The sequence below is a fragment of the Amycolatopsis regifaucium genome (genome assembly GCF_001613935.1).
Classification (GTDB): Bacteria; Actinomycetota; Actinomycetes; order Mycobacteriales; family Pseudonocardiaceae; genus Amycolatopsis; species Amycolatopsis regifaucium.
This window is the reverse complement of sequence record NZ_LQCI01000052.1, coordinates 216,341-242,814: the sequence shown is the minus strand read 5'-3', so window position 1 is coordinate 242,814 and position 26,474 is coordinate 216,341. Positions and strand designations below refer to the sequence as shown.

The window sequence follows — 26,474 nt, the reverse complement described above, 5'->3', positions numbered from 1 at the left end:
GATAATGACAATCATTACCATTATAGTGGTTCGCGTGGAGTGGTTACTGGTCCCCTTCGAGGTGTCCTTCGTGCAGCGAGCGCTCGTGGCGGGCGTGCTCGTGTCGGTGGTGTGCGCGGTCGTGGGTACGTGGGTGGTGTTGCGGGGGATGGCCTTCATCGGCGACGCCATGTCGCACGGCATGTTGCCCGGCGTGGCGGTCGCGTCGCTGACCGGCGTGAACCTGCTGATCGGCGCCGCGGTCAGCGCCGGGGTGATGGCGCTCGGCGTCACGGCACTCGGTCGCTCGCGGCGATTGTCGGAGGACACCACCATCGGACTTCTCTTCGTCGGCATGCTCGCGAGTGGCGTGATCATCGTCTCGCATTCACGGTCGTTCGCCGTCGATCTCACCGGATTCCTCTTCGGTGACGTGCTCGCTGTCGGCTCCGCCGATCTGGTGGGCCTGGCGATCACGCTGGTCGTCGTGGCGGCGGTGGCGCTGCTGGGCCACCGGTCCTTCACCGCGCTCACCTTCGACGTCCGCAAAGGCCACACCCTCGGCCTGCGTCCGCGCCTGGCCAACGCCGTGCTGCTGGCGCTGGTCACGCTGACGATCGTCGCTTCGTTCCGGGTGGTGGGGACGCTGCTGGTGTTCGGCCTGCTCATCGCCCCCGCGGCGGCGGCGCTCTTCTGGTCGCGGCGGATCACCACGATCATGCTCGTCGCCGCGCTGCTGGGTGTGGTGGCCACGGTCGGTGGTCTGCTCGTGTCCTGGCACTGGGATACCGCGGCCGGCGCGACCATCGCCGCCGGCGCGGTCGGTTTGTTCTTCCTCTCCGCGGCCCTTTCCTTCGCGCGACAGCACTTCCGTTCCCCGACACTGGAGATCGAGCGTTCACGATGAGACTCAAGAAAAGCCGGACGGCGGTCGTTCTCGCGGTCACGGCGGTGACTCTGGCGGCCTGTGGCGGCGAGCCGCCGCGGGACACCGCCGCGGAGGTCCCGCATGGCTATGTCGAAGGCGCCGAGGAAGCCGCCGAGGCGCAGTCACGATTGATCGTCGCGGATCCCGCCTCGGGTGCCGTGCGCGTGGTGGACCTGATCACCGAGGAGGTGCACGAAGCCGGACGCGTCGAAGGGGTACGCGGCCTGATCGGCGACGGGCGGTTCGGTTATCTGACCGGCGGTGACGCTTCGGTGCGCGTGATCGACAGCGGAGCCTGGATGGTCGACCACGGCGACCATGTGCACTACTACCGCGCGAAGCCCCGGGAAGTCGGCCTGGCGCCGGGAAAACAACCATTGGGCGCGTACAGCGATCCGGTGGTTTCCGTGGTGTCCTTTTCGGACGGTTCAGCGTCCGTGCTCGACCGGGCCGCGCTCGACAAGGGTTCCGTGGCCGAACTGGGCAGGATCGTGCGCGAGCCACACGCCGGCGTCGCGGTGCCCTACGGCAAGCACATCCTGGCTTCGGTGGCGGACCCCGGCAAGCCGTACGCCCACCGGGTGCGGGTCCATGACCGGCGAGGAAAACCGGTGGCGGAGCTCGATCCGCCGTGCCCGGAACTGCAGGGGCAGGCGGTGACCCGACGGGGCGTGGTGTTCGGCTGCGCGGACGGCGCACTGCTGGTCACGGAGAAGGACGGCACATTCACCGGTGAGAAGATCCCGTACCCGCCGGAAGCCGTCGCACACGAGCGCGCCACCGCGTTCTCCCATCGGCCGGGCGGCACCACGCTCGTGGCCGAATCCGGGGACGGCGCGGTGTGGTCGCTGGACGTCGGCCGCCGGGCCTGGCGATACCTCGAGACCGGACCGGTCGCCGCGGTGAACGCGGTGGGGGAGGGCGGCCCCCTTCTGGTGCTGGCGCGGGATGGAGGCCTGCGCGCTTACGACGGCGCTACCGGGAAGGAGCAGGCCCGGATCTCGTTGCTGTCGCCCGAGGCTGCCGCGGCCGCGGCGCCCTCGATTCAGGTCGACACGACGCGGGCGTACGTCAACAACCCGCTTTCCGGAGAGGTGTACGAGATCGACTACAACGACAACCTCCGTCGCGCCAGGACGTTGAGGGTCGACGGCAAGGCCGGTCACATCGTGGAGACCGGTCGATGAGCCGCCGCCTGCTCGCACTGGTCACCGCGGTGTCGCTCGCGCTCTCCGGGTGTTCCGCGAGTGGCGAGGGCCGGAACTCCGTCGTCGTCACCACGAACATCCTCGGCGACCTCACCCGCAACATCGTGGGGGAGCAGGCCGAGGTGACCGTGCTGATGAAACCGAACGCCGATCCGCATTCGTTCGGGATCTCCGCGCAGCAAGCCGCACAGGTCGAACGCGCCGGGCTGATCGTCTACAACGGACTCGGGCTCGAAGAAGGCATGCTGCGCACGGTGCGCACCGCCGAGGAAAACGGCGTGGCGGCCCTTCCTGTGGGAGAGCGGGCGAATCCCATCGACTACGCGGGCGGCACCAAGGATCCGCATTTCTGGACCGACCCGGGCCGCGTGCGCGACGCGGTGAAGGTGATCGCCGACGAGATCGTCGCCCGGGTGCCCGGAGTCGACGAAAAGGTGATCCGGGCCAACGCCGACCGCTACCGCGGCGAGATCGAGGCGCTCGACGCCATGATGACCCGGAAGTTCGGGAGCATCCCGGCGGAGCGGCGGAAGCTGGTCACCAACCACCATGTTTTCGGTTACCTCGCCCAGCGTTACGGGTTCGAGGTGGTCGGCGCCGTGATCCCCGGTGGAACGACCCTCGCCTCACCCAGCTCGTCGGATCTGAAGGCGCTGGCCGACGTCGTGCGTTCGGCCGGGGTTCCGGTCATCTTCGCGGATTCCTCCCAGCCCGACCGGCTCGCCCGGGTGCTGGCCGAGCAGGCCGGCCTGCGGGTGGCGGTGCGCTCGCTGTTCTCCGAATCGCTCAGCGAACCGGGCCAGGGCGCGGCCACCTACCTGGACATGATGCGCGCCAACACCGAGTCGATCACCACCGGCCTGACCCGCTCCTGAAAAGACCTGGCACAGAAGAAAGGTGCAGTTGAATGGCACGCCCCACCCGATATGCCGCACTGATGACGACGGCGGTGAGCACGCTCGCGCTCGCCGCCTGCGCGACCGAAGAACCGGCACCGCGGGCTCAAGGTGCCACCCCGGCGTCGGCGGCCGTCGTGACCGACCCCGTCGCCGTCACCTATGACGGGGGAATCCTGGTGCTCGACGGAAAAACCTTGAAGATGGCCAAGGATCTCCCGCTCGGCGGCTTCAACCGGCTCAACCCGGCCGGAAACGACCGGCATCTGCTGGTCTCGACTTCCAGCGGCTTCCGCGTGCTCGACGCCGTCGGCGCCGTGCTGACCGACACCGAGGTCAAGGCGGCCAAACCGGGGCACGTCGTCCGCCACGCCGGCAAGACGGTGCTGTTCGCGGACGGGACCGGTGAGGTGACGGTGTTCGATCCGAAGACACTCGGCGCCTCGGCTCCGCCCGCGCCGAAACACAAGACGCCGGAGGCACATCACGGCGTGGCCGTCGAACTCACCGGTGGCGAATTGGTCACCACCATCGGCAACGAGGACGCCCGACCCGGCATCGTGGTGCTGGACAAGGACAAGAAAGAGATCGCGCGCAACGAACAGTGCCCCGGCGTACACGGTGAAGCCACCGCGCGGGGCGAAGCGGTCGTGATCGGCTGCGAGACCGGCGTCCTCATCTATCGTGACGGCGCCATCACCAAGGTCCCCAGCCCGGACCCCTACGGCCGTATCGGCAACCAGGCCGGCTCGGACCTTTCCCCGATCACCTTGGGCGACTACAAGGTCGACAAGGCGGCGGAACTCGAGCGTCCGACGCGGGTGTCGCTGATCGACACCGAGAAGGCGACGCTCAAGCACGTGGAACTCGGGACCAGCTACACCTTCCGGTCGCTGGCGCGCGGCCCGCGGGGCGAGGCACTGGTACTGGGCACCGACGGGCAGATCCACGTGATCGACCCGGTGACCGGCGCGGTGACCAAGAAGATCGCGGTGCTCGGCTCCTGGCAGGAACCGCTCGAATGGCAGCGGCCGCGGCCGGCGATCTTCGTGCGTGGCGGAACGGCGTATGTCACCGATCCGGGCAAGAAGGAGATTCACGCCGTCGATCTCGCCTCCGGTACGAAGACCACGACCGGCGCGCTGCCGGGGACGCCGAACGAGGTCAGCGGGGTGCTCGCCCACTAAACCGGTCGTGTGATGGCCCCCTTCCTTGCGCCAGGCGCAGTGAAGGGGGCCTTCATGTACTTGGGGGAGGGAGTCACCAAGCAATCGGTACGGCGACTGGTCCTTGCAGGGTCAGGAACATCCGCCGCCAGGTGAGTTCCCCGAACGGTACGGCCAGCCGCAGTCGCGGCGCGACGCCCAGCAGCGCGGTGAGGCCGATCCGGAGTTCCAGCCGGGCGAGAGCCGCGCCCAGGCAGTGATGGGGCCCGTGCCCGAAGGTGAGATGCCCCGGCGCGCGAGCGAGATCGACCGATTCCGGCTCGGGGAACCGCCGGGGGTCGTGGTTACCCGCTCGCAGCGGCGCGAGGACGAAGTCGCCGGCGCGGATCGGGACCCCGCCGATCCCGGCGTCTTCGACGGCCACCCGTCCCTGGTCCGCGGCCGAACCTTGGTCCTGGCGCAGGAGTTCCTCGACGAGCGCGGACATGGAGCCGGGATCCCGGGGCAGCTCCGGTGCGACCGCCAGCCGCAGTACGGCCTGGGCCAGCGCGTTCGCGGGCGGGACGTATCCGGCGATCATGATCGCGAAGGCGAGGTGGGTGACCTCTTCCGGCCGCAAGGCGTCACCTGAGTCGTCCCGCGCCTCGATGAGCCCGGTCAGCAGGTCGTCTCCGGGCATGTTCCGCTTCGCTTCGACCAGTTCCGCGAGATAGCCGCCCAGGTTTTGCGCCGCTTCGGCCATCTCCGCGTAGTCCGGTGCGGTGAACACCGCCACGATTCCGTCGGTCCAGGTCCGCAGATCGTCGCGAGCCGACGGCGGGACGCCGAGAAGTTCGTTGAGCACCGAGAGGGCGAACGGGATCGCGAATCCCTCCAGCACGTCGGCGGGCGGTCCTTGCGCGATCAGCTTCGCGGCCAGGTCCGCCGCGACGGCTTCGACCCGTGGCCGCAGCGACTCGGTCCGGCGAGGCGTGAGGGCTCTGGCCGCGATACGGCGCAGCCGTGTGTGCTCGGGCCCGGACATGGTGAAGAGCATTTCGCCGCCACTGTCCACGGGAGTTCCGGGCACCCATGGCCGGAACCGCGGATCGGCCAGCAACGTCCGGATGTCGGCGTGACGGGTGACGAGCCAGGCGTCCTCGCCGGACGCCAGCCGGACACGGCCGACGGGCTCCTCGTCCTGCCGCCGGGTGAATTCCGCCGGGCACCGCAACGGCTCCGCCTGCGTGAACGGGTAATCGATCGCCCCAGTCATGATTTTCCCCTCCTCTTCGGTCTTTCGGTCGCCTTTTCGGTCAGCGAGTTCAGCGGCATCAGGTCGAGATGCCCTGGCACGCCCAACGCGCGAGCGGTCAGTACCCGGTACAACTCCTCCGCCGCGAGCGTGAGTCGCGCGGCCCGGTCCGCGACCGCGGCCGTGTCCGGATCGAGCTCGGCGAGCGCCTCCGCGATGATCTGCTCGGCAGCACGCTGCTGCCGGTGGGTCACCGCCTCCACCAGCCCCTCGACCGGCGTGACCAGGGTGCGGCGCCGGTCCGCCGGATCCGGGTGCGTCACCACGGCACCTCCTTCCCGCAGCTTCGCGACGGCCGCGGAGACATGGCTCTGCGCGAAACCAGTGCGCGCGGTCAGCTCGCCGATCGACATGGCCGGACTTTCGACGAGCACCGAGATGAGCAGGTCGTAGATCTCCGGGGTCTCCGGATCCGTGTCGTCACGCATGCCCCGGGAGGCGAGCTCCATCAGATGCTTGCCGAGCAGGTACAGCTCGCTGGCCTTCATATCGGAAACGATACATCGAAAACGATGTAATGTGCCAGGCTGCGGTGATCCATCCGAGCGGGCATCCAAAGGCGGCGTGTCCGTGAAGGGCTCTCTTGAGGTGGGGCTTGTGCGGGTTGCCGTGGTCTGGCCGGGCGTGATCGCACGAGCTTGATCAACGGAGGGGTGCCGTGAAGGCCTTGCGTGGCCGGCGGAAGTACATGATGGCCCCCTTCCTTGCGCCTAGCGCAAGGAAGGGGGCCATCATGTACTGGGGAAGGAGCCTTCACCCGCGGCCGTTGTCGCTACTGAGGCTGGGCGGGCTTCCGAGCCCTTGGTCAGGACCCGAATCGCCACTCATGGGTTCAGCCCCGCGTACAGGCTTGCCCGTTGATGATGAAGCCGGTCGGTTCCGGGTGCGGCGGGGACGAGGAGGCGTTGAACCCGATCTGCACCGAACCGCCCACCGGCACCCGGCTGTTCCACGACGTGGGGGTCGCCGTCACCGCGGTGCCGTTCTGTGTCCAGACGGCCGACCACCCTTGGGTGATCCTCTGGTCTCCCGGCCAGGTGAACCCGAGGGTCCACGAGCCCCAGTCCGCGCCGCTCGTGTTGGTGATGGTGACGTTCCCGGACAGCCCGGTGTTCCACCCACTCGCCTGATAGGTGATCTCGCAGGACGACTGGCCGTCCGGTGCGGTGGTCACCGCGACCGCTCCGGACAGCGCCGACTTGAGTCCGGCCCCGTTGCGGGCCTGCACGGCGAGCCGGTACGCGGTGTTCGGCCGCAGCCCGGTCAGCGTCGCGGACGTGCCGGTCACGGTGGTGACCACGCGCGGGGCGTCACCCTCGATCGAGACGACGTCGTAGTTCGTGACGCCGCTTTCCGGGTCGCTTGAAGGAGTCCAGGCCAGCTTGACTCCCGTCGCGGTCACCTCCGAGGCGACCGGGGTGCCCGGCGTGGCCGGGGGAGTGGTGTCGCTCGAGCCCGATTTCTCCGCCGCCCAGTTGGCGATCCATGCCAGCGCCGAGTTCCAGTTGACCGTGACCTCGTTGAGCGAGTAGGCCTCGATGTGGTCCACGAAGCACTTCTGCGGTTTGCAACCGGCGAGCCGGCGTTCGGCGACGGGATCCTGCAGCGAGCTGTTCGGACCGCCGGAGAGCACCCCGGGCGGTGCGGTGGGCAGCGTCGGATCGAGCTGGTTGGCCCAGTGCCGGTGGTGGACGTTGCGCACCGGCTGCTCGCCGTATCCGCTCACGTAGGAGTAGCTCACGGGGTTGCGGCCCAGCAGGTAGTGCAGTGCCTCGAACACGCCTTCGCGGTACTTGGCGGCACCGGTGAAGTCGTAGGCGAGCGCGAGCACGGAGGCGTTGTTGGCGATGAGGCCGTTCGAGCCCCACACGTAACTGCCGTCGGGTTCCCGATACGGCGCGGGATAGCCGAGTGACGCCATCTGGTTCAGGTGTTTGTCGGCGGTGGCCACGAACGCCGCCTTGATCGCCGCGACGTCCGCCGTCGGCAGGCCGGTGGGCACCAGTGCGAGGGTGATGTCACCCAGCGGGCCGGTGGAACCCCAGTCGTAGCCCCGGTCGGTGATCGACTGTCCCTTGTAGAGGGTCGAGCCGGTGACGTCCACGCGATAGGACGCCTCGCCGGTGGTGGCGTACATTTCCGCGGCGGCCCAGTAGAACTCGTCGGTCAGCGTGCTGTCGGAGTACGAGCCGCCGCCGGTGCCGTCGTTCGGGTCGGCGATCTTCTTCGGAGTCGCTTTCGCGGCCGCGTAAGCCCTCGTGGCCGCGGTGAGGGCCTTGGCCGAATACGCCGGGTCGATCGTCTTCCAGACACGGGCGGCCTGCGCCGCGACCGCCGCCATGTTCAGCGTCGCGGCGGTGCTGGTCGGCGACAGCCGTCGCGCTTGGCTGTCCTGGTGCGGCAGCGTGGGAAGGCCGGTCCAGTCGGCGTCGTGGATCTTGTGGTGCACCATGCCGTCGGGTGCCTGCATCCTCAGCAGGAAGTCCACCTCCCAGCGGGCCTCGTCGAGGATGTCGGGCACCCCGTTGGCCTTTTCCGGGATGGCGAGCTTGCCGTCGCCGAGCGCGGTGGCGTCGCCGATCAGCTTCGCGCGCTCGTAGGTGTTGAGCACCTGCCACGCCGAAATACCGCCGTTGACGACGTACTTTCCGTGATCACCCGCGTCGTACCAGCCTCCGCGCACGTCCAGCGTGTAACCGCAGTTCAGGTCGGACCGGCAGGGCACGGTGGTGTCGCCCTTGTTGGGCGCGACGTCGAGGTGGCCGGCCGGCCGCGCGTACGCGGCGCCGACGTACTGCGCTTCGATCTCGATTCCGCTGCGCTGGTGGTAAAAGAACGCCAGCGAGTCGTAGCGCAGCTTCTTGAGCGGGTCGACGGAGATGTCGAACGGGAAGCTGGTCTCCGAGCCGACGGTCAGCGTGTATCCCGTGCCGGCGGTGTCGTAGGACGAGAAGTCGATCAGGTGCACCGGATCACCGGACAGCGAGTCGACACCCTTCGGTGTGGTCAGGCCGGTGGCGACGGTCGTACCACCGGAGTTCTTCAGTGCCCATGGCTGAGCGGTCGCCGCGTCGGACACGAGGGTGGCGTGCTTCGGCAGTCCTGGTGCGTACGCGACTTGGTCGACCTGCACCTTCTTCGTCGGCGCGGGCGGACCACCGGGTGGGATCACGCCGCCGGCCAAGGAGACGTTGTCGACGCAGATGGTGTTGTCCGCCGGGTTGCCACCGAGCTGGAAGGTGAGCTGGCCGTTGCCCGAATCCGGGAAGTCCAGCTCCGAAGTGAACGTGAAGGTGTACCTCTGTTTGCTCGTGCCCAGCTGGACCTCGTGCCGGGCGATCCCGCGATACGGGCTGACACCTTCGCCCGCGTTGGCCGCGATGGGCTGGGATGTCGTGGCGTAGGCGTCGAAGGACATCGTGTACTGCTGACCGGCCTCGAACGGCACGCCGTTCTGGCCGATCAAGGCGTCCCACGGGTTCGTCGTGCCGCCGGTGACCGACGCGCACAGCTCTTGGTCGACGACGCGGTTGGTGACCCCGGCGCTCGCCCACCACGGATCGGCGGTGCCGGAAGTGAAGGCGCCGTTGAGGATCCGTTGATAGTCGGCGGCGTGCGCGGTGGCGGTGGTGAGGGCGGCGGCGAGGGTGAGAAGGGTCAGGGCGGCGGTGGCCTGGCGGAACCGGCGGGGAAGGGAAAGCGGTCTCATCGGAGTGGGTCTCCTCCGTCTGCTTTGACGGTTGACAACTGCCTGGGAGCGCTCCCAGGTCACCGTAGGGCGCCGGTGTCGCGTTAGCAAGAGCGGTCTGGACATCGGCAAACTCGGGCTGTACATGTATGTACATGACTGGACAGGTCGGCGGCGAGGTCGGCTTCGGTAAGCGGAACCGGCTGGTCGATGAGCTCGCCGGGCAGATCACTTCCGGCCGCTTCGCCCATGGAGACCGGCTGCCGGGGGAGAACGAACTCGCCCGCCGGTACTCGGTCAGCCGTGGCACCGTCCGTGGCGCGCTGGCGGATCTGCAGCACCGCGGTCTGATCACCACCCAGACCGGGGTCGGTTCCTTCGTCACCTTCGACGACGTCGAGCTCGACCAGCTCACCGGCTGGGCCAAGGCGTTCGAGCGCGGTGGTGTGGCGATCGAAACCGAACTGCTCGGCATCGAGCGAGTGTCCGACGCCGAGCTGACCAAGCGGTACGGCCTCGCGCGGGTGACTCAGGTCCGACGGCTGCGCCGCGATCCGCGAACCGGGCCTGTTTCCCTTGAGACCGCCTACGTGCCGTTGCCCGACCTGTCCGACCAAAGCCTGGTCAAAGGGTCCTTGGCCAGAACACTGCGCGCGGCCGGATTGCGCGCGGCGGGCGGCGAGCAGTGGATCTGCACCGCAAAGCTGGACACCGCCTCGGCGGCGCTGCTGGAACGCGAACCGGGTGAGCTGTTCCTGCACACCACCCGGTCCACTGTGGACGCCACTGGCGGACTGGTCGAGCATGTGGTGAGCCTGCTGGACCCGGCGCGCTTCCGGTTCCACCTGACCTTCCCCGGATCGGCCGTCCGATGAGCGGACGGTTGATCCACACCGGCCAGGTCGTACTGGACCTGGTGATGCGGGTACCGAAGCTGCCCGTTTCCGGCGGTGACGTGATGGCGTCCACAATGGACTTCCTGCCTGGCGGTGGGTTCAACGTGATGGCCGCGGCCGCGAGGGCGGGCGCAGACGTCCTTTACGCGGGGATGCACGGCACCGGGAACTTCGCCGACCTCGCCAGGGCGGCGATGGCGGCCGAGGGCATCGTCCTCGCGCACGGCCGGTCGGGCGAAGGCGACACCGGTATCTCCGTCGCTTTGGTGGAGGACAACGGCGAACGCACCTTCATCACCGGAACCGGTGCCGAAGGACGGATGCCGCGGGGCCTGCTCGACGAGATCGTCCCCACCGGCCACGACGTCGTCTATCTCACCGGATACAGCCTGCTGCACGAGACGAACGCGGAGGCGCTGACGCACTGGTTGCCGCGTGCCGGTGACGCGACCGTGCTGTTCGATCCGGGTCCGCTCGCCGGGGACATCCCGGCTCCGGTGCTCTCGGCAGTGCTGTCGCATGTGGACATTCTGAGCTGCAATGTCAGGGAGGCGGACATCCTCGACGTGGGAAGCGATCGCGTGGAGACGGTCATCGTCCGCGACGGACCCGCCGGATGCCGGGTGGTCACCGCGGAGCGGGTCGTCACCGTGCCGGGTTTCGCGGTGGACGCCGTGGACACCAACGGTGCGGGGGACGCGCACTGTGGTGTGCTCGCCGCCGAACTCATCGCCGGGACCGAGCTGGTCGAAGCCACCCGCCGGGCGAACGCCGCGGCCGCGATCGCCGTCACCCGGCGGGGACCTGCCACGTCGCCGGGCCGAGCCGAACTCGACGCCTTTCTTCGGGGTTTTCGCCTTTAGCCGACTAAATGATGTACCTGCCGAGCGGTATGGGCGGGCCTGGCCAGCGGCGACAATCGTCCAGACAGCCGTCGGGTCGGCGCAGGGCAGGGAGGGCCACGTGTGGGTGCTCGGAATCAACTGGGAGTGGCACGACACGGCGGCGGCGCTCGTCGACGGTGAAGGCCGTATCCATGCCTTCGCCGAGGAGGAGCGGTTCACTCGCGTGAAGCACGCTTGGGACAGCTTTCCCGCGCGGGCCGCCGCCCACTGCTTGAGGACCGCGGGCATCGGTTTTCGGGACGTCGACGTCGTCGCCGTCGGTTGGGACATCCCGCACAGCAACCTCTGGCATTTCCCTGGCCGTGACCGACGACGGCTGTTGTCCGCGTTGTTCGGTGCCCTCGCCGAGGAGCTGACCACCCCGCACCGGCCCGAGATCGTCTTCGTGGAACACCACGTGGCCCATGCGCTGTCGTCCTTTCACGCGTCGGGTTTCGAACGGGCCGGTGTCCTGGTCGTCGACGGGAGTGGCGAGTTCTACGGCACCACGGTCTACGCGGCCGATCGCATGACCGGGTTACGGCCACTGCGTCACTGGCACCGGGGATTCTCGCTCGGCGCGCTGTACGAGGCCACCACCCGCGCTCTCGGCCTGGGGATTCTGGACGCCGGAAAGACGATGGGGCTGGCGGCGTACGAGACGACCGACGGCGTCGACCCGCTGCCACTCGGGGACCTCGTGGAAGAAGGCCCGTCCTTCTTCGGCCTCCACCCCCGCACGAAGTACCAGACGATCGTCGACGCTTGGGGGAGCTATCTGGGTGAGCGATTCGGCACGGTGACGAGCACGGCGGACGACCTCGCCCGTGACCCGGTCGCCGTCCGGATGGCCGCTTCCGCGCAGCGGACCGTCGAGCTCGCGCTGCCCGCTCTCCACGCCGAAACCCGACGGCTGACCGGATTCCCGCACGTCTGCCTCGCCGGTGGCGTCGCCCTCAACTCGGTGGCCAACGGCAGGCTGCCGGAACCGGTCTACATCCCGCCTTTCCCGCACGACGCGGGGGTGGCACTGGGCGCGGCCTGGTCCGTCCGCCCTCCGGTGATGACCGGCTTGCTGGAGTCGCCGTACCTCGGGACCGCGATCGGGGAAGAACATCCGGACTTCGGAGACCTCGTCGTCACCCCGTTCACGCCGGACACGGTGGTGGAGATGCTGCTCGACGGCCGCATCGGCGCGGTCGCCGAGGGAAGAGCCGAGGTGGGGCCGCGTGCTTTGGGGCACCGCTCGATCATCGCGCTCCCCAGCGCCCCGAGCATGCGCGACCGTCTCAACACGGTGAAACGGCGTGAGCGGTGGCGGCCGTTCGCGCCGGTCACGCTCCACGGCTACGCGCCCCGGCTATGGCCGGGTCAGGGACTGCGCGATCTCTACATGATCGGCAACGCCGTCGTCTCGGAGCACGGGCTCGAAGTCATGCCCGCCGCCGTGCACGTGGACGGCACGACCCGGCCGCAGATTCTCCCGGACGGATCGGCTTCTGTGGTGCGAAGCCTGTTGGAGACGCTTCGGCGGGCGGGGGTGCCGCCGGTGCTCGTCAACACCTCGTTCAACGGACCGGGGGAACCGATCGTGAACACGGCGGTGGATGCCCTGCGCGCGTTCCGCGAGCTCGGCCTCGACTTCCTGATCCTGGGCGACCGGGTGATCCGCGACCGGTGAGCGGGTTCAGGTCTGCTGACCGAACTTCATTTCGACATGCTGATGATCGCCGGTCGCCATGCCCTGCACGTTCCCGGTGATGGTCACGTTGTACTTACCGGCCTTCGCCGCCTCGGGCTCGGCGAGCCGCATGACCTCCTGCGCCGCCCGGACGATTTCCGGCACTTGATCGGCGCCGGCCTTGGTCAAGGCGTCCTTGAGGGGAGCGGTCCAGACCTCCGGAGACTCCTGGGCTTGCTCGACCGCCACGGTCACCTCGGGTTTGGTCCCGAAATGGCGGATGATCAACGCTTTCAACCCGGCGTAGGCGTCCTTGATCGCATCGCCCGCTGAACTCTGCAGCCCTGCCGCGCCACCCGCCACCAACGCGGTGACGATCACTGTTATCGGATCCACCAGGCCTCCTCGTGCGATTTCACGCCACCGTGCCGCGAGGCTACTCCGAAGCGGCGTGTTCCGTTGTCTCCCAATCGTGTTGTCCAGTGAGCTGACGGACAACGGCGAGCGTGGACGCGGTGGCCGACACCGTGTAGAAGGGCACGGCGCCGAGCACCAGTGCCACCAGCCGTGCCAGGGACGGTCGTACTCCGTAGGACGGCGCGAGCCGGACGAAGACCGCGACGTCGATGGCCAGGACGAGACAGCTGAGGCCCGCCGGCACAAGGAGGGTGAGCGGCGCGCTCCCCGCGGCCAGAACGGCGGCAAGCGTGGGCACCGCCGCGACAGCCGCCAAGGCGCGGCCGACCGGGACGAGAAGCGGGCCCACCGCGGACATCCGCATGCGCGTGGTCGGCATCCGCCACCACACTCCGGTGGCGAGGATCTCCAGGAAGCCTTGGTGCCAGCGAATCCGCTGCCGGAGCAGGCTGGACGCCGAGTGCGGTACCTGCTCGTCGGTGGCGAGGTCGGGACGGTCGACCACCGTGATCCGGGCCCCGGCCGCGGTCAGGCGCAGGGCGAGGTCGAAGTCCTCGGTGAGCGAGGGCCGCCACCCGCCGACCGCGCGCAACAGGCTGGTCCGGAAGAAGACACCGGTTCCGCTCAGCCGGACGACGCCTGTCGTCGTCCCCGCCCGGCCACTCGACCAGGCCGCGTAGTCCAGAAGCGTGCGCGTGCCGTGCCATGCGGCCGGGCGATTCCAGCACGGCCGGACGGGTACCTGCACGACGTCGGCGCCGTCCGCGAAAGCCTGCCTCACGGGTGGTAGCAGACCGGGCCGGACGACACTGTCGGCGTCGAACACGCCGACGATCTCGGTGTCGATGACGGTCAGAGCCGCCGTCAGGGCGGCGCCTTTGCCGCCAGGGCTCGCGTCGTGGAGTACCCGCAGACGCCCGCTGCCGTCGTGGGCGCCCTCGGCCGCCGTGATCGTGCGCGGGTCGTCACTGTCCACGACAGCCACCACTCCGCCGTCGCCAGGCCGGCAGGCCAGCATCGAGCGGAGAGCACGGCCGATGGTCGAGTGCTCCTGCCGGGCGGGGACCAGGAAGGTCACCGCGTGCCCGTCGGGTGCTCCGCCGGGATCGACCGGCCGCGAGTGTCTCTTGTGGACGGACCGGAGAGCGGGCAGGAGAACGCCGACGCGGGCCAGCGCCGCGTAGCCGAAGCCGATCGTGAAAGCGACCGCCCCGAGCCGTGCGGTCAGGTGGACGAGCCGAGCACCTGGTCTCGCCACGCGCTCACCTCCCGCGCCAGCGCCGGGCTCGCACCGTCCAGTACGCGCAGAGCGTCGGCGACGAACGCGCGCACTCCGGCAAGGTCGTCGCGGGCCAGTGCCAGCTTCGCCCGGCCGAAGAGCGCGCGACCGAGGGCATCACCGGCGTCGGCCCGGCGGGCGTGGTCCGCCGCCGTGATCATGAATTCCTCGGCGGTCTCGAGCCTGCCGAGGTCGAGGTGTGCCAAACCGGTCTCGTTGGCCACGTCTGCCAGCAGGAAGTCGTTGCCGATTTCCCGGGCCGGGCCGGTGGCCTCGTCGAGGAAGGAGAGGGCCCGCTCGGGCAGACCCTGCCCGCGGGCGATGGTCGCGAGGGTGCGCAACGGATCGACGAGCCGATCGGGCAGGTGGAGCTCGCGGGCGAGGTCCACGGCCTCGCGGGCGTGCACCCGCGCGTTGCCGGGTTCGCCGAGCAAGACCTCCAGCTCGGCGAGTTTGGCCAGGAACAAGGATGTCTTCTCCGTCTCGCCCTTCTCCCTGGCGATGACCAGGGCCTCCTCGTAGCGGGCGCGGGCGTCGGCGAAATCGCCTTCTTCCTTGACCACCCACGCGAGACCACCGAGCAGCGTGTAGCGCTCGGCGTACCCGGTCGCCTCGGCGAAGGCGATCGCCTCTTCGAACAGGACCCGGGCGCTGCCATAGTCGCCTCGCAGACCGTCCAGCCATCCCAGACCGTTGAGCGCGTCCACGAGCACGGTGGGGAAGCCGTTTTCGCGAGCCACCGAGGCGGCCTCGGCGAAGGCCTCCTGTGCCTGTTCGCGGCGGCCACGCATGCCCTCCAGCCAGCCGACCCGCTGCAGGATGTCCGCGATCTGGTACTTCTCCCCGGTGCTTCTCGCCACCTCCAACGCCGCGACCAGGCTCTCGGCCGCCTCCGCCTGTCTGCCGTGCACGGTGTCGAGCCACCCGAGCCCCATCAGTGCCGCCGCGCGCCCACCCGGCCGGTCGATCTCGTCATGGATGTCGAGGGCTGCGGAGAGAGCCGCGCGGGCTTCGGAGACCTTGCCCAGCCGTCCACGCACCCAACCGAGTTTGAGCAGCGCGTCGAAGCGCAGCCCGCCACGGGCCGCGTCCGTGCCCTTCCCCAGGCCCTTGTCGAGCAGGTCCTCGGCCGCGCGCAGCTCGCCGCGCTGCTGGTAAACGCCGGCGAGGTTGATTCTCGTCCGGGTGAGCGCGTCGACGTCGGACACCCGATCCGCGACGGCGAGAGCACGTTCGAGGTGCAACTGGGCTTGCGTGAGCAGACCCCGCCGGTTGAGATGCTCCGCGAAGTCGTTCGCGCCGGACACCAGTTCCTCGTGCAGCCCGCGTTCCTGTGCGTAGTCGAGGGCCGTGAGCACGTTCGCCGTATCGGCCGACCAGCCCTCGTCCAGTCCGTCCGGCCTGGTCGATCCCGACCGGGGCATCCGCGTCGCCTCCAAGCTGTGGACGTAGTGGCGCGCCAAGCGTTCCCGCGCCCGCGTGGTCGGGCCGTCCGCGTGCGCGTAGTCGTGGATCGCCTGGTGCAGCGTGTAGCGCTGATCGCCGGTGTGCTCGAGCAGGCCGAGATCCACCAGCAGGTCGATATCCTCGAAACCGCGTTCCAGGACGTCGGCCGCCGCGTCCTCACCGAAGGAGTTCGGCTTCGCCGGGAACGCCGTGATGTCGCGCAGCGCGCGCCGCCCCTCATCGGGCAAAGCCGCGTCGCTGACCTGGATCGACGCGGCCAGTGAGAGAGGTGTGTCGTAGGCGCCGCTGTCGAGCAAGCCTCGCGGTTCGCTCACGGTGAGGCGGTTCTTGGCGTCCCGGAGCCGCACGATGGTCTCGCGCACCCGCCGACGGCTTCCCCCGGCGGAGCGGGTCCGCAGGTGATTACCGATCAGGATCAGGGCAAGCGGCAGCCCGGAGACGAGGTCGACGAGATCGCCTACGCCCGCGGGGTCGGCCTCGGCGGCCTCGGGCGCGAGGCGGGTGAGCAGCCGCAAGCTCGCGTCCCGTTGGAGTTCCTTGATATCCGTCGCCTTCGCGGCAAAGCGCGTCGCGACCGCGGGGATCCGCGTGGTCAGGAGATGCACGCAGTTGGGACCGCCGAGGCGGAACGCGAGAGCCGCTTCGAGGCTCCACGCGTCGTCCACGATCAGCAACATGCGGCGCAGGCCGATGGCGAGGTGGACGATCTGGGCCCGGGCCTGCGGGCTGGCCGCGGTCGCCAATTGCTCGGCCGGGATGCCGAGCGCCGCACCCCAGTTCGCCAGCAGGGTCATCACGTCCGGTGAAGGGCCGAGGCCTGCCCACAGCACACCGCCGATGAAGGTGCCGCCCACCCGCGGATCGTGGGCGAGTGCGATGGCCAAAGCGGTCTTGCCCACGCCAGGGATGCCCTTGAGGGCGAACAGCGCCGAGTCGTGGCCGGCGAGCACATCGCGCCGCAGGGCGTCGAGTGCTTCGGTGCGGCCGATGAGGCTGTGCCTCGGCCGCGGCGGCGCCATGAACGGGACCGACTCACCCGGCGGCAGGACGATTTCGACGCGGTTGTGGTCCCCGACGACCAGTCCTTGGACAGGGCCGTGGATGCCGCGCTCAGTGGACATCAGCCCTCACTCCAGCACGCCGCGAGCCGCTCCGCGGCGGAGTCCCAGGTGGGGAGCCGTCGCGCGGCCAGCCGGGCTCTGGACTCCTGGCGCTCGCGTTCGGAATCGTCGGTGAGCAGTCGCGCGACGGCGACGGCGTACTCGTGCGGCTCGTCCGCCAGTACGAGCGAACCGGGCGGCAGGTGTCGCAGTCCCTGTGCGCCGATGCCGGTGGTGACGACGGCCTTGCCCAAGGCCAGCGCTTCGAGGACCTTCACCTTCACACCACCGCCTATCCGCAGCGGCGCGACGACGACCGTCGCGCCGCGCAACCACGGAACGACGTCGGCGACCGTGCCTGTCACCGTGACACCACCGCGCCGCGCCGCGGCCTCGTACAGCCACCGAGGCGGACCGGAGCCGACCAACGCCAGCGAAGCGGGCCCGGCCAGCGCGCGCACGGCGGGAAGTATGCGTTCGATGAGCTCGTGCGCCGCGTCCGCGCTCGGCGAATACGCGAAGTTCCCGACGAAAACGAGCTGCGACGCGCATTCCGGATCGCGCCGGAACTTTCGTTCGTCGGCACCGAGGACATGATCCGCGCCATTCGGCACGAGCCGCGCCCTGGCCGGTCCGACGACTTCGGCGATCGCGCTGACGTCCTCCGGTGTCACCCCGACCACCATCCGCGCTGTCAGCCACGCCTGCCGTTCGTCGATCCGGGTTCGGGCGGCGTCGGCAGAAGTCACCGAAAGCTCCGGTCGAGGCGGCGGAACCGCGTGCACCGCTTGGCGCAACAGCGCGGACTCGATGTTGTGTTCGACCAGAATCGCCCGTCGGCGCGCCGACCGCGGCAACAGCGACATGAGGTAGTGGCCCTCGACGTGGACGACCTCCGTGCCTGCCGCGCGACCGGCCCCGCGTCTCCATCGGTGCCGCAGGTGACGGCGAGCCGGTGCGGAATCGTGCCGTAACGCGTGAGGACCCGACACTCCCTCCGCCTGGGTCGCGGCGAAGAGCCGTGGGCGCACACCGAGCGCGCACGCCTGCCGGATACCCCGTCGGTCCTTGTCCAGGTCCTTGCTGACCGCGACCAGGTCGATGTCGAAGCGATCGGCGAGCCTGGCGATGAGCTGCGCTTCGCGCAATCGTCCGCCACTGTCGACGGGCCAGGGCAGGTGATGTGTCACGTAGACGACCCGGCGTCGTCCGTTCGGACCCGTGTGCTCCGCGTCTGACAGTGCGCCGTCGCCCATGAGATGAGTATGCCGCCGTCCATGCGGCTTCCCGAAAGATTCAGGCTGATGGACGTAACAACGTGACTACAGGCGGAAATCGTCCTTTTCGGCGAAAGCTCAACTCCCGTCCCGTAGCGGGAAACCGAGGCGGCGGCCCGCCTCCCGGAGTTCGTCGCGCGCCCGGGGATGGGCGACGTGCCCGATGATCTGCTCGGCCTGTTCACCGGCGTCGTGGCCCCAGATGGTGGCGGTGCCCTGTTCGCTGACGAAGTAGCTGTGCTGGAACGAGGTGACCGGGCCCGCCAACCGAGGTACCACGGTGGACACGTCGGCCTTGGGGTGCCAGGAGGGCAGGGCGATGATCGCGCGGCCGCCGGGGGAGTGCAGTGCTCCGACCACGAAGTCGGTCTGCCCGCCGAACCCGGAGTAGATGACGTCGTGCACTCGGCTGGCGTTCGCCTGCGCGTACAGGTCGATCTGCAGGGCGCTGTTGATCGAGACCAGCCGTGGCTGCCGGGCGATCAGGCCGGGGTCGTTGGTCTTCTCGGTGCGCAGGAGCCGCACGCGGGGATTGCGGTCCACCCAGTCGTAGAGTTCCGCGCCGCCGAACACGAACGACGCGGTCACCGGCGCGTCCGGGTCGAGCGCGCCCGCCCGTTCCAGCCCCAGCACTCCGTCGCTGAACATCTCCGACCACACGGCGAGACCCCGGCGCGTCGTCAGCGCGGCGAGCACCGCGTCCGGGACGGCGCCGATGCCGAGTTGCAGGGTCGCGCCGGCCGGGACGAGTTCGGCGACGCGTTCACCGATCGCGTGCGAGACGTCGCTGATCGGGCGCGGCACGGGCGAGGGCAGCGGCTCGTCGACCTCGATCGCGTAGTCCACCTCGTCACAGGCGAGCACGCCGTCGCCGTAGGTGTAGGGCATCCGGGGGTTGAGCTGGGCGATCACGAGACCGCCGCGCGCACGCACCGCCTCGATCGCCGACGGCAGGATGTTCACCTCCGTGCCCAGGGACACGCATCCGTCCACCGGGGTGGACGTGTGGATCACCACGATGTCGGGCGGCAGGGCCTGCTGGAGCAGACGAGGCACCAATGACAGGCGGGAGGGGAAGTACCGCAGCATCGGCTTCCCGCGCATCCCGGCCCCGACGAAAGGCGTCTCCAGCGTCACCCCGGCACGGTCGGGAAGACCGGGCTGGGCGTTGAGCGCGAACAGCCGGTACTCGGCCACGGCCTTGTCCAGCAGCTCCAGGGCGCGATACGGGGTGGCGAAATTGCCACTGACCACGACCCTCGGACAGGTGAGGGCGGCGGACAGGACGGCGGACAGCCGCGACTCGGACAGGATGCGCATGGACCCTGGATACCGGACCGGGCCGCGGTCCCGGTCCTTCGCGAGCACCGAGCGGTGCTCCGGTGAGGCGGATTCACTCGTTCCGGGGACAGGCCCGGCTCCCGTGCCATGGCCGCGGAGCGGCTCCCGCCGACTTTCGCGCGTCACTCAGCCGAAGTGGCGCCGGACCGGGCTGACCCGGATGTCGGGTTGCCGGGGTGAGTGACCGGTGCGCACGCGCACGGGAATCGGCGTGGCTCCCGGATCCCTTGGTGCCGCGGGGGAATGCCGGCGGTCGTAGGCCGCGCGGCGACGAGGGTCGCGCAGCAGGCGGTAAGCGGCCAGAACTTCGGCCAGGCGTGCCGGATCGGCGGGTTCACGCCGGGTGTCGGGATGAAGAGCGCGCACCAGTGCCCGGAACGCCGCGGTGATCTCGCCGTCCTCGGCCGTGCGGGTGACGCCGAGGACTCGATAGGGATCGTGCCGGGGCATCGCTCAGCTCCCCTCGCCCGCCGTCGGTGCGCTCAAAGACCGGACTGGTCGTCGGGCAGCGGCACGACGCGGCGCTGGTCGGCGACGTCGGCAGGATCGGCATCGACCACCTCGATCGGCTCCTCGCCGTCGAGGGGGTCGCCGTCGACATCGAGGTCGGCCCGGGCCGGGCGCAGCTGATCGGCCACGTCGTTCCATGGCTTGTCCTGGTCCACCACGATCCTCCAGCTCGGTCGGGCGAGGCCCCGGAGAACGGGTGTCTCCGGGGCCTTACGGACGATCGGTCAGGCGTTGATCCGCTTGGTGTCGTTGTCCGCGCTGATGGCGATCTTGCGCGGCTTGGCGCGCTCGGCGACCGGGATCCGCAACGAGAGCACACCGGCCTCGTAGCCGGCCTGAATGTTGTCGGCGTCCAGCGTCTCGCCCAGGAACAGCTGCCGGCTGAACACACCACGTGGCCGCTCGGCGACCTGGTACTCGGCGGAGTCGTCGCCGGGTCCGGGCCGTTCGGCCTTCACGGTCAGCACGTTCTGTGAGACGTCCAGGTCGATCGAGTCCGGGCGCACACCGGGCAGGTCGAAGGCGACCACGTACTCGTCGCCGGTGCGGTAGGCGTCCATCGGCATCGCCGCCGGACGGGCCAGTGTCCCGTTGGCGCCGAGGAACTGCTGGGTCAGCCTGTCGAGCTCACGGAACGGGTCGGTACGCATCAACATGTCACAGTCTCCTTCCACACCAATCGTTTCGGGATGGGCGGTCGAACCCGCTTGAGATCTGTGGGACTGCCGCCCCGGGGCAATCCGGTGCCCGCCGCAGCGCGGTGCCGTGGCGGGCGGATCGGACTCAACTTCCAGGCAGGGTAAGTAAAACGTCTTGGACTAGCTTGCCGTGTGACACCGCCGCCGCGTGGCGGAGGAGACCGCTCCCTGGCTCCTACCCGGTGGGCCATCCTCGCGAGATCACCGCGTCCGATCCACGAGGGGAGGATGGGCCTCCGGTCCGTTTCACCGGGACGGTCGCGGAAATCCGGTGCGTGACGTGGTGGGCGGCGTACGGGAACCGCGGCCCGCGTGTCGGCGCCGAAGTTGGCGGCGATGATCGCATCGAACTCCGTGCGCACCCAAACCGGGTCGAGGCAGATCAGCTCGACGAAGCCCGCCTGCCGTGTCTTCGGCAGCCGCCCAGCGGGGCGGGGAACGCTTGTGCCGTACATCTCGATCACTTCCAGGGGCGTCTTCACCAGGTTCCTGACCGATACTTTTCTTATAGCCATCACCGTAGATTGTGTCAAGTCCGTGTCGAAGAAAATCTGATCGCCACGGACTCGATTCAGGATTCGCCGAGCAGCGGGCCGCCTACGATGAGGGATATGGATCTTCGTGAGACGTTCAGCTGGGAAGGGCGGCGCATCGCCTGGGACAAGACCGGCTCGGGACCCGCGGTGGTGTTCTGCCACGGAACGCCGTGGTCGTCGTGGCTGTGGCGCCCGTTCGCGGAAGCGTTGAGCGGCGACTTCACCGTGTACCTGTGGGACATGCCGGGCTACGGCCAGTCGTCGAAGGACGCCGGACATCCCGTCGACTTCGGTGTCCAGGCCGAGGCGTTCGCGGCGTTGCTCACGCACTGGGGACTCGATCGGCCGCACGTCGTCACGCACGACTACGGCGGCGCCGTCTCGTTGCGCACCCATCTGGTGCACGAGGTGGCGTACGCGTCGTTGCTGATGGCCGACGTCGTGGCGATCCCGCCCGCGGGCTCACCGTTCTTCCGCCTGGTCAAGCAGCACCCGGACGTCCTCGCCCAGGTCCCGCCGTACATCCACGAGGCTCTGGTCAAGGCGTACATCGGCAACGCGTCCCACCGCGGACTGCACGAGGACGACCTCGCCCGGCTTGCCGCCCCATGGCTCGGCGAGGAGGGACAACCGGCTTTCTATCGCCAGATCGCCGCATACGACGAGCGGTACCTCGAGGAGAACGAGGCACTGCTGGACCGCATCGACCTCCCGGTGAAGATCCTCTGGGGCACCGAGGACACCTGGATTCCGCCGGCCACCGGCGAGCGGCTCGCCGCGGGCATTCGCGGTGCCTCGCTCACCCCTGTCGAGCGGGCGGGGCACCTGGTCCACCTCGACGCCCCGGTCGTCATGGCGACGGAGTTGCGCTCCTGGCTGACCCGCGTGACGTCCTGACCCGGATGGGCTCGTGAGTGACAAAGAGGGTTGAGACCCTCATCGTCACTCACGAGCCGTCGCGAAACTCGCGGTTACCAGGTGACCGTGAAGTCGGCGGTGGCTCCGCTGCCGGTTTTGGTCAGCCGGGCGATCCTGCTCCGTCGTTCCGGCGACGGGTCCTCCTGCGGGAGAAGGCTTGCGTCGGTGATGTAGTTCCAGGACGCCCACCAGGAACCATCGGGCGCTGGGAAGGCGGTGAACGCTCCCGGGCCCCGTTTGTTGCCCGGCAGGTTCTTCTTGCGGTACTTGTCCGGCAGCCCCGGCCGGAACCGCGGCTCACCCTCCGGGTCGGGCTCGTAGGAGAAGTACGCCCGCTGCTCGTACATCGGCGTGCACCGGTTGCCGGTCAACGCGGTTCCGCAGTACGCGACGCCCGTGGAGTAGCGGTTCGCGTACCAGTTGTTCCCCGAATAGAAGAGGAACCACTCGCCGTCGATACGGACGGCGTTGGGATTCTCGATCGTGAGTACGTCTTCGGCGGGACTGTTGTGGTGTGTCCACTCGAGATTCGCGTTGTCGATCAACTTCTTCGCGTCGTCCTCCGACAGCCGCCGCACGTGCCGGGCCCGGTCGAATTCCAGTTTGGCCGCGCCCAGCGCGGTGATCCGGTTCTGGGTCCACGCGCCGTTGCGCAGGGTCAGCCAGACCTCGCCCTGGCCCCGGCTCACGTCGGCGTCGATCGCCCACCCGTGTCCGGGGCAGAACAGCGGATCGGCGTTCGCGACGAACCCTCCGGTGGCGCGCAACGAGGTGGCGTAGCCGATGCAGTGTTTCGCCTGGCCGTCCGGTTCGGGCCCGGGTAGCGCCGCGCTGTAGAACACGTAGTAGACGACGCGCCCGTCCTCCTGGTGCGCGAACATCGATGGTGTCCACAGTGGAGAATCCCGCCGTGCCCAGTAGCCGGTGGGGAACGTGACACCGTCCCACGCGTCACCATCGATGGCGCCGCGGCGCTGGAAGGAGCCGTCGGCGAACTCGACCTTCGTGTACGGCAGCTTCTTGCCGGGAATGCTGGCCCCGACGGCGATGTAGGTGTTCGTGTCCGGCACCCGCATCAGGTCCGCCGCCGGAAACCGGAAGTCCAGGGACTCGTCTCGCGGTCCGGTGTCGGCTTCGACTGCCGTCGCGCTCGGCAGCGCCGTCAGGAGACCTGCACCGCACGCGGCGACGACCGCGCCGATCACCAACGAGCGCAGGTACGAGAGCCTCCTCATCGGGTCACCGTCACCCGGGCCCGAACCGGACGGTGGTCGCTGCCGTAGCCGGACAGGGCGTCGACCTCGGAGCCCGCCGAATCCCTCTTCGCCCACACGTGGTCGATGGACCGGGTTTCGTGACTCGGGGCGCTGTACGCCTTGGCCACGCGCCGGAGACCGGTCATCAGGTCCGATCCCGGTTCGGCGTTGAAGTCACCCATGACGATCGGCTCGGCCACCCGCGAGGAGAACCAGTCGGCGGTGTTGCGGACCTGGAGATTGTGCAGTTCGCGGTTGAGGTCGTACCGCTGCGCGGACGGCGTGAGGTGCGCGACGCCGACGACCCACTGGAATTCGGAACCTCCCACGCGCACCCAATTGATGTACTTCGGCGGTACCCAGCAGCCGCAGTCGCCGGGTTCCGCGGGCCCGGTTCCCGGGGTGGACGGGTCCACTTTGGACGAAGGGGAGATCTCGGTGGCCCCGTGGCCGGAGATGGTCAGGTTGCCGCGTACGAGGATCGCGTTGTGCTTCACCGCTTGACGGTCAGTTTCGTAAATGGCGACATAACCTGTCGCGGCCGCCGCGTCCTTCACCACTTCCTCGCGGTCGGCGACCTCCTGCAGTCCGATGACCGCGGGACGTTCGGTCTCGATGAGACGGACGAGGTCGGCTTTGAGGCCACCCGCGTCGCCCACGTTGTAGGTGACCACCTTGATCGTGCGATCGGTCGCGGCCTCGGCGGTCCCGGCGCCGATCACCGCCGTGAGCGATACCAACGGCACGAGAAGCGCGAGGGTGAGAGCCTTGCGTCTCGGTGCCGGACGCGTCGTCGAATTGCGGAACTTGTCCATGATTTCCCTCCAGTGTTGCGGTGGAAGGGAATCAGAACACCGGTGGGCGGCGCCGGACCACGGAACGAGAGCTCCCGTCATACTCCGGAAAGAATTGGCTCCAGCGCTCGCCGTCGCCCCCCCCCGGCCCTGGGCCGGCTCGCCCGGTCTTGCCAATTCTGCCATGTGGAAGTTAACCTCCGCAGATCGAAACTTGGGGCCCGGCACTGCTGAGAGGCGGATCCGATGGTGAAGAGAAGGCCGATGGCGGGTGACGCGGCCGCGAGAGGCGGTTCCGAGAACGAATGGCTCGGGGCGGGCAAGAGTTTCACCTACGGCATCCAGCACGTACTGACGATGTACGGCGGCATCATCGCGCCGCCGCTGATCATCGGTGGCGCCGCGGGGGTCTCGCCGTCGGAGATCGGCCTGCTGGTCGCCTCCTGTCTCTTCATCGGTGGGCTGGCGACGATTCTGCAATCGTTCGGCCTGCCCTTCTTCGGCTCCCGGCTTCCGTTGGTCCAGGGAACCTCGTTCGCCGGGGTGGCGACGATGACCGCGATCGTGGCCGACGGCGGCCTGCCCGCGGTGTTCGGCGCCGTCATCGCCTCGGCGCTGCTCGGCGTGCTCGTCACGCCGGTGTTCTCTCGGCTGGTGAAGTACTTTCCGCCGGTGGTCACCGGCACGGTCATCACGGTGATCGGCCTCAGCCTGATGCCGGTCGCCGCGCGGTGGGCGATGGGCAACGACGCCAAGGCGGTGGATTTCGGCTCGGTCTCCAACATCGGGCTGGCCGCGCTGACGCTGGTCATCGTGCTGGTGCTGAGCAAGGTCCCGATCCCGGCGGTGTCCCGGCTCTCGATCCTGTTGTCCATCGTGGTCGGCACCGTGCTCGCCGCCGCGCTGGGCGAGGCCGATTTCTCCGCGGTCGGGGAGGGCCCGATCTTCGCCGTGCCGACACCGTTCGCCTTCGGCCCGCCGACCTTCAGCGTCGCCGCGATCGCCTCGATGTTCATCGTCATCCTGGTGACCCTCACGGAGACCACGGCCGACATCCTGGCGGTGGGGGAGATCGTCGACACGCCCGTCGGGAAACGCCGGATCGGCGACGGGCTGCGGGCCGACATGGCGTCTTCGGCGATCGCGCCGGTCTTCAACGGGTTCGCCCAGAGCGCGTTCGCCCAAAATGTCGGCCTCGTCGCGATCACCGGGATCAAGAGCAGGTTCGTGGTGACCGCCGGTGGGGTGGTCCTGCTGGTACTGGGCATGCTCCCGGTACTGGGGCGGGTGGTCGCCGCGATTCCTTATCCGGTACTGGGCGGCGCGGGTCTCGTCCTGTTCGGCACGGTCGCGGCGTCCGGCATCAAGACGTTGTCCAAAGTGGACTACAACGGGAACATGAACCTGGTCATCGTCGCGGCTTCCGTCGGCCTGGGCATGGTCCCGATCGCGGCGCCGGACTTCTACCATCACTTCCCGGCGTGGGTCGGCACGATCTTCCACTCGGGAATCAGCGCCGCCGCGCTGACGGCGGTCCTGCTGAACCTGTTCTTCAACCACTTGAAGGCGGGCAAGACAGACGACAACCCGTCAGTGTTCGCGGCCGCCACGCGAGTGATCGACTACTCGGACCTGAAGGCGCTTTCCCGGCTCAAGAACGGCGACAGGATCGTCGACGGCAAGATCGTCGACGCCGACGGCAATCCGGTGCCGGTCCGGGACGCGGACGGCAGGCCGGTGCCGTACCGGATCGGCTCCGAGCCGGACGGGCACTGACCCCTCAGCGCGCCATGCCCGCGGTCCGGTCGTGGAGCTCGCGGATGAAGCGCTCCTGCCGGCTCGTGGTCTCGTGATAGCCACGAGCCCGATAGAAGTGCTGTGCGGCGTCCCGGGTGCGTGACGTGGTGAGTTCCAGCCGCACGCAGCCCCATTCGCGGGCGAGGTCCTCCGCCGCGGTCAGCAACATGCTCGCGACGCCGGTGCGCAACCGCCGCCGGGCGACCACGAGTCCCTGCAGATGGGCGTTGCGTTTCGCGTCGGCCAGTCGCGGATTCGCCACGACAGCGGCCATTCCGACGACGTCGGCGTTGTCGTCGGCGACGATGAGAGCGCCTCGGGGAAGGTCTTGCCACTGCTTCAGAATCTCCGCGACCCCCGCGCGATCTTGTGGGTGTCCCCAGTGCTCGAAGAGGGGAACGAGAGCGTCTACGTCGTCTGGGGTGGCGGGCCGGGTTCTCACGCCCGAAGCCTACTATCGGGGC

The 26,474-nt window shown here is 69.0% G+C and carries 23 protein-coding genes; 9 read left to right on the top strand and 14 right to left on the bottom strand.

The window, feature by feature from the left end; genetic code table 11:
• The first annotated feature begins 34 nt into the window (after window positions 1-34).
• Genes aztB through aztD form a run of 4 tightly spaced genes read left to right on the top strand, consistent with a single transcriptional unit; the run spans window position 35 to window position 4,198 of the window.
• Window positions 35-886 (top strand): zinc ABC transporter permease AztB, encoded by an 852-nt coding sequence (gene aztB, locus AVL48_RS36630; RefSeq protein WP_061980930.1) that lies wholly within the window; start codon window positions 35-37, stop codon window positions 884-886.
• Window positions 883-2,094 carry a PQQ-binding-like beta-propeller repeat protein gene (locus tag AVL48_RS36625; protein WP_061980931.1) on the top strand — a complete coding sequence of 404 codons (1,212 nt, stop codon included), beginning with the start codon at window positions 883-885 and terminating at the stop codon, window positions 2,092-2,094. The genes aztB and AVL48_RS36625 overlap by 4 nt, the downstream gene beginning before the upstream one ends.
• Window positions 2,091-2,990: a zinc ABC transporter substrate-binding protein AztC gene (aztC, locus tag AVL48_RS36620; RefSeq protein ID WP_061980932.1), complete on the top strand. Its 900-nt coding sequence runs from the start codon at window positions 2,091-2,093 to the stop codon at window positions 2,988-2,990. The genes AVL48_RS36625 and aztC overlap by 4 nt, the downstream gene beginning before the upstream one ends.
• A 32-nt stretch (window positions 2,991-3,022) precedes the next feature.
• Entirely contained in the window at window positions 3,023-4,198 is a 1,176-nt protein-coding gene (gene aztD, locus AVL48_RS36615; protein ID WP_061980933.1) for a zinc metallochaperone AztD, read from the top strand.
• A 73-nt stretch (window positions 4,199-4,271) separates the two neighbouring features.
• Here aztD and AVL48_RS36610 read toward each other — a convergent pair whose 3' ends face one another.
• The 3 genes from AVL48_RS36610 to AVL48_RS36600 all read right to left on the bottom strand — a co-directional run bounded on the left by AVL48_RS36610 (window position 4,272) and on the right by AVL48_RS36600 (window position 9,180).
• Complete coding sequence (locus tag AVL48_RS36610) at window positions 4,272-5,432, bottom strand: cytochrome P450 (protein ID WP_061980934.1); 1,161 nt, start codon at window positions 5,430-5,432, stop codon at window positions 4,272-4,274.
• Window positions 5,429-5,959 (bottom strand): MarR family winged helix-turn-helix transcriptional regulator, encoded by a 531-nt coding sequence (locus tag AVL48_RS36605; protein ID WP_061980935.1) that lies wholly within the window; start codon window positions 5,957-5,959, stop codon window positions 5,429-5,431. The genes AVL48_RS36610 and AVL48_RS36605 overlap by 4 nt, the downstream gene beginning before the upstream one ends.
• Before the next feature lie 344 nt (window positions 5,960-6,303).
• The gene (locus AVL48_RS36600) at window positions 6,304-9,180 is read right to left on the bottom strand and encodes a glycoside hydrolase family 9 protein (RefSeq protein ID WP_061980936.1); all 2,877 of its coding nucleotides are present in this window, start codon (window positions 9,178-9,180) and stop codon (window positions 6,304-6,306) included.
• 134 nt (window positions 9,181-9,314) lie between these two features.
• Here AVL48_RS36600 and AVL48_RS36595 point away from each other — a divergent pair, with 134 nt between their 5' ends.
• The 3 genes from AVL48_RS36595 to AVL48_RS36585 all read left to right on the top strand — a co-directional run bounded on the left by AVL48_RS36595 (window position 9,315) and on the right by AVL48_RS36585 (window position 12,620).
• Window positions 9,315-10,034, top strand: coding sequence for a GntR family transcriptional regulator (locus AVL48_RS36595; protein ID WP_143104694.1), 720 nt, complete (start codon window positions 9,315-9,317; stop codon window positions 10,032-10,034).
• Window positions 10,031-10,918, top strand: a complete 888-nt coding sequence (locus AVL48_RS36590) for a PfkB family carbohydrate kinase (RefSeq protein ID WP_061980938.1) — start codon at window positions 10,031-10,033, stop codon at window positions 10,916-10,918. The genes AVL48_RS36595 and AVL48_RS36590 overlap by 4 nt, the downstream gene beginning before the upstream one ends.
• A gap of 100 nt (window positions 10,919-11,018) precedes the next feature.
• On the top strand, window positions 11,019-12,620 hold the full coding sequence (locus AVL48_RS36585; RefSeq protein WP_061980939.1) for a carbamoyltransferase C-terminal domain-containing protein: 1,602 nt from the start codon (window positions 11,019-11,021) through the stop codon (window positions 12,618-12,620).
• 6 nt (window positions 12,621-12,626) lie between these two features.
• Here the strand turns inward: AVL48_RS36585 and AVL48_RS36580 are convergent, their stop codons facing one another.
• The 8 genes from AVL48_RS36580 to AVL48_RS36545 all read right to left on the bottom strand — a co-directional run bounded on the left by AVL48_RS36580 (window position 12,627) and on the right by AVL48_RS36545 (window position 20,667).
• Window positions 12,627-13,001 (bottom strand): hypothetical protein, encoded by a 375-nt coding sequence (locus AVL48_RS36580; protein ID WP_061980940.1) that lies wholly within the window; start codon window positions 12,999-13,001, stop codon window positions 12,627-12,629.
• 55 nt (window positions 13,002-13,056) lie between these two features.
• Window positions 13,057-14,295, bottom strand: coding sequence for a glycosyltransferase family 2 protein (locus AVL48_RS36575; RefSeq protein ID WP_061980941.1), 1,239 nt, complete (start codon window positions 14,293-14,295; stop codon window positions 13,057-13,059).
• Complete coding sequence (locus AVL48_RS36570; RefSeq protein ID WP_061980942.1) at window positions 14,262-16,904, bottom strand: NB-ARC domain-containing protein; 2,643 nt, start codon at window positions 16,902-16,904, stop codon at window positions 14,262-14,264. Before AVL48_RS36570 ends, AVL48_RS36575 begins: the two co-directional genes overlap by 34 nt.
• Window positions 16,904-18,139, bottom strand: coding sequence for a glycosyltransferase (locus AVL48_RS36565; protein WP_061980943.1), 1,236 nt, complete (start codon window positions 18,137-18,139; stop codon window positions 16,904-16,906). Before AVL48_RS36565 ends, AVL48_RS36570 begins: the two co-directional genes overlap by 1 nt.
• Before the next feature lie 99 nt (window positions 18,140-18,238).
• Window positions 18,239-19,480, bottom strand: coding sequence for an acetyl-CoA hydrolase/transferase family protein (locus tag AVL48_RS36560; RefSeq protein ID WP_061981140.1), 1,242 nt, complete (start codon window positions 19,478-19,480; stop codon window positions 18,239-18,241).
• Window positions 19,481-19,627: 147 nt separating this feature from the next.
• Entirely contained in the window at window positions 19,628-19,951 is a 324-nt protein-coding gene (locus AVL48_RS36555; protein WP_061980944.1) for a DnaJ domain-containing protein, read from the bottom strand.
• Between the two features lie 32 nt (window positions 19,952-19,983).
• Window positions 19,984-20,166, bottom strand: coding sequence for a hypothetical protein (locus tag AVL48_RS36550; RefSeq protein WP_061980945.1), 183 nt, complete (start codon window positions 20,164-20,166; stop codon window positions 19,984-19,986).
• A 69-nt stretch (window positions 20,167-20,235) separates the two neighbouring features.
• Window positions 20,236-20,667, bottom strand: coding sequence for an Hsp20/alpha crystallin family protein (locus tag AVL48_RS36545; protein ID WP_061980946.1), 432 nt, complete (start codon window positions 20,665-20,667; stop codon window positions 20,236-20,238).
• 653 nt (window positions 20,668-21,320) lie between these two features.
• On the opposite strand from AVL48_RS36545, the gene AVL48_RS36535 reads away from it, so the two are divergent.
• Window positions 21,321-22,142 carry an alpha/beta fold hydrolase gene (locus AVL48_RS36535; RefSeq protein ID WP_061980948.1) on the top strand — a complete coding sequence of 274 codons (822 nt, stop codon included), beginning with the start codon at window positions 21,321-21,323 and terminating at the stop codon, window positions 22,140-22,142.
• 74 nt (window positions 22,143-22,216) lie between these two features.
• Here the strand turns inward: AVL48_RS36535 and AVL48_RS36530 are convergent, their stop codons facing one another.
• The gene (locus AVL48_RS36530) at window positions 22,217-23,398 is read right to left on the bottom strand and encodes a family 43 glycosylhydrolase (RefSeq protein ID WP_061980949.1); all 1,182 of its coding nucleotides are present in this window, start codon (window positions 23,396-23,398) and stop codon (window positions 22,217-22,219) included.
• On the bottom strand, window positions 23,395-24,234 hold the full coding sequence (locus AVL48_RS36525; protein ID WP_061980950.1) for an endonuclease/exonuclease/phosphatase family protein: 840 nt from the start codon (window positions 24,232-24,234) through the stop codon (window positions 23,395-23,397). Before AVL48_RS36525 ends, AVL48_RS36530 begins: the two co-directional genes overlap by 4 nt.
• A gap of 225 nt (window positions 24,235-24,459) precedes the next feature.
• On the opposite strand from AVL48_RS36525, the gene AVL48_RS36520 reads away from it, so the two are divergent.
• On the top strand, window positions 24,460-25,989 hold the full coding sequence (locus AVL48_RS36520; RefSeq protein ID WP_061980951.1) for a nucleobase:cation symporter-2 family protein: 1,530 nt from the start codon (window positions 24,460-24,462) through the stop codon (window positions 25,987-25,989).
• A 4-nt stretch (window positions 25,990-25,993) separates the two neighbouring features.
• Here the strand turns inward: AVL48_RS36520 and AVL48_RS38840 are convergent, their stop codons facing one another.
• The gene (locus AVL48_RS38840; RefSeq protein WP_074038186.1) at window positions 25,994-26,452 is read right to left on the bottom strand and encodes a GNAT family N-acetyltransferase; all 459 of its coding nucleotides are present in this window, start codon (window positions 26,450-26,452) and stop codon (window positions 25,994-25,996) included.
• Between the last annotated feature and the right edge of the window lie 22 nt (window positions 26,453-26,474).

Excerpts from the sequence above, each read along its gene's own strand:
- AVL48_RS36625 (WP_061980931.1), top strand. The coding sequence starts at position 883 with ATGAGACTCAAGAAAAGCCGGACGGCGGTCGTTCTCGCGGTCACGGCG.
- aztC (WP_061980932.1), top strand. The coding sequence starts at position 2,091 with ATGAGCCGCCGCCTGCTCGCACTGGTCACCGCGGTGTCGCTCGCGCTC.
- aztD (WP_061980933.1), top strand. The coding sequence starts at position 3,023 with ATGGCACGCCCCACCCGATATGCCGCACTGATGACGACGGCGGTGAGC.
- AVL48_RS36610 (WP_061980934.1), bottom strand. The coding sequence starts at position 5,432 with ATGACTGGGGCGATCGATTACCCGTTCACGCAGGCGGAGCCGTTGCGG.
- AVL48_RS36605 (WP_061980935.1), bottom strand. The coding sequence starts at position 5,959 with ATGAAGGCCAGCGAGCTGTACCTGCTCGGCAAGCATCTGATGGAGCTC.
- AVL48_RS36600 (WP_061980936.1), bottom strand. The coding sequence starts at position 9,180 with ATGAGACCGCTTTCCCTTCCCCGCCGGTTCCGCCAGGCCACCGCCGCC.
- AVL48_RS36595 (WP_143104694.1), top strand. The coding sequence starts at position 9,315 with ATGACTGGACAGGTCGGCGGCGAGGTCGGCTTCGGTAAGCGGAACCGG.
- AVL48_RS36590 (WP_061980938.1), top strand. The coding sequence starts at position 10,031 with ATGAGCGGACGGTTGATCCACACCGGCCAGGTCGTACTGGACCTGGTG.
- AVL48_RS36570 (WP_061980942.1), bottom strand. The coding sequence starts at position 16,904 with ATGTCCACTGAGCGCGGCATCCACGGCCCTGTCCAAGGACTGGTCGTC.
- AVL48_RS36565 (WP_061980943.1), bottom strand. The coding sequence starts at position 18,139 with ATGGGCGACGGCGCACTGTCAGACGCGGAGCACACGGGTCCGAACGGA.
- AVL48_RS36560 (WP_061981140.1), bottom strand. The coding sequence starts at position 19,480 with ATGCGCATCCTGTCCGAGTCGCGGCTGTCCGCCGTCCTGTCCGCCGCC.
- AVL48_RS36555 (WP_061980944.1), bottom strand. The coding sequence starts at position 19,951 with ATGCCCCGGCACGATCCCTATCGAGTCCTCGGCGTCACCCGCACGGCC.
- AVL48_RS36545 (WP_061980946.1), bottom strand. The coding sequence starts at position 20,667 with ATGTTGATGCGTACCGACCCGTTCCGTGAGCTCGACAGGCTGACCCAG.
- AVL48_RS36535 (WP_061980948.1), top strand. The coding sequence starts at position 21,321 with ATGGATCTTCGTGAGACGTTCAGCTGGGAAGGGCGGCGCATCGCCTGG.
- AVL48_RS36530 (WP_061980949.1), bottom strand. The coding sequence starts at position 23,398 with ATGAGGAGGCTCTCGTACCTGCGCTCGTTGGTGATCGGCGCGGTCGTC.
- AVL48_RS36525 (WP_061980950.1), bottom strand. The coding sequence starts at position 24,234 with ATGGACAAGTTCCGCAATTCGACGACGCGTCCGGCACCGAGACGCAAG.
- AVL48_RS36520 (WP_061980951.1), top strand. The coding sequence starts at position 24,460 with ATGGTGAAGAGAAGGCCGATGGCGGGTGACGCGGCCGCGAGAGGCGGT.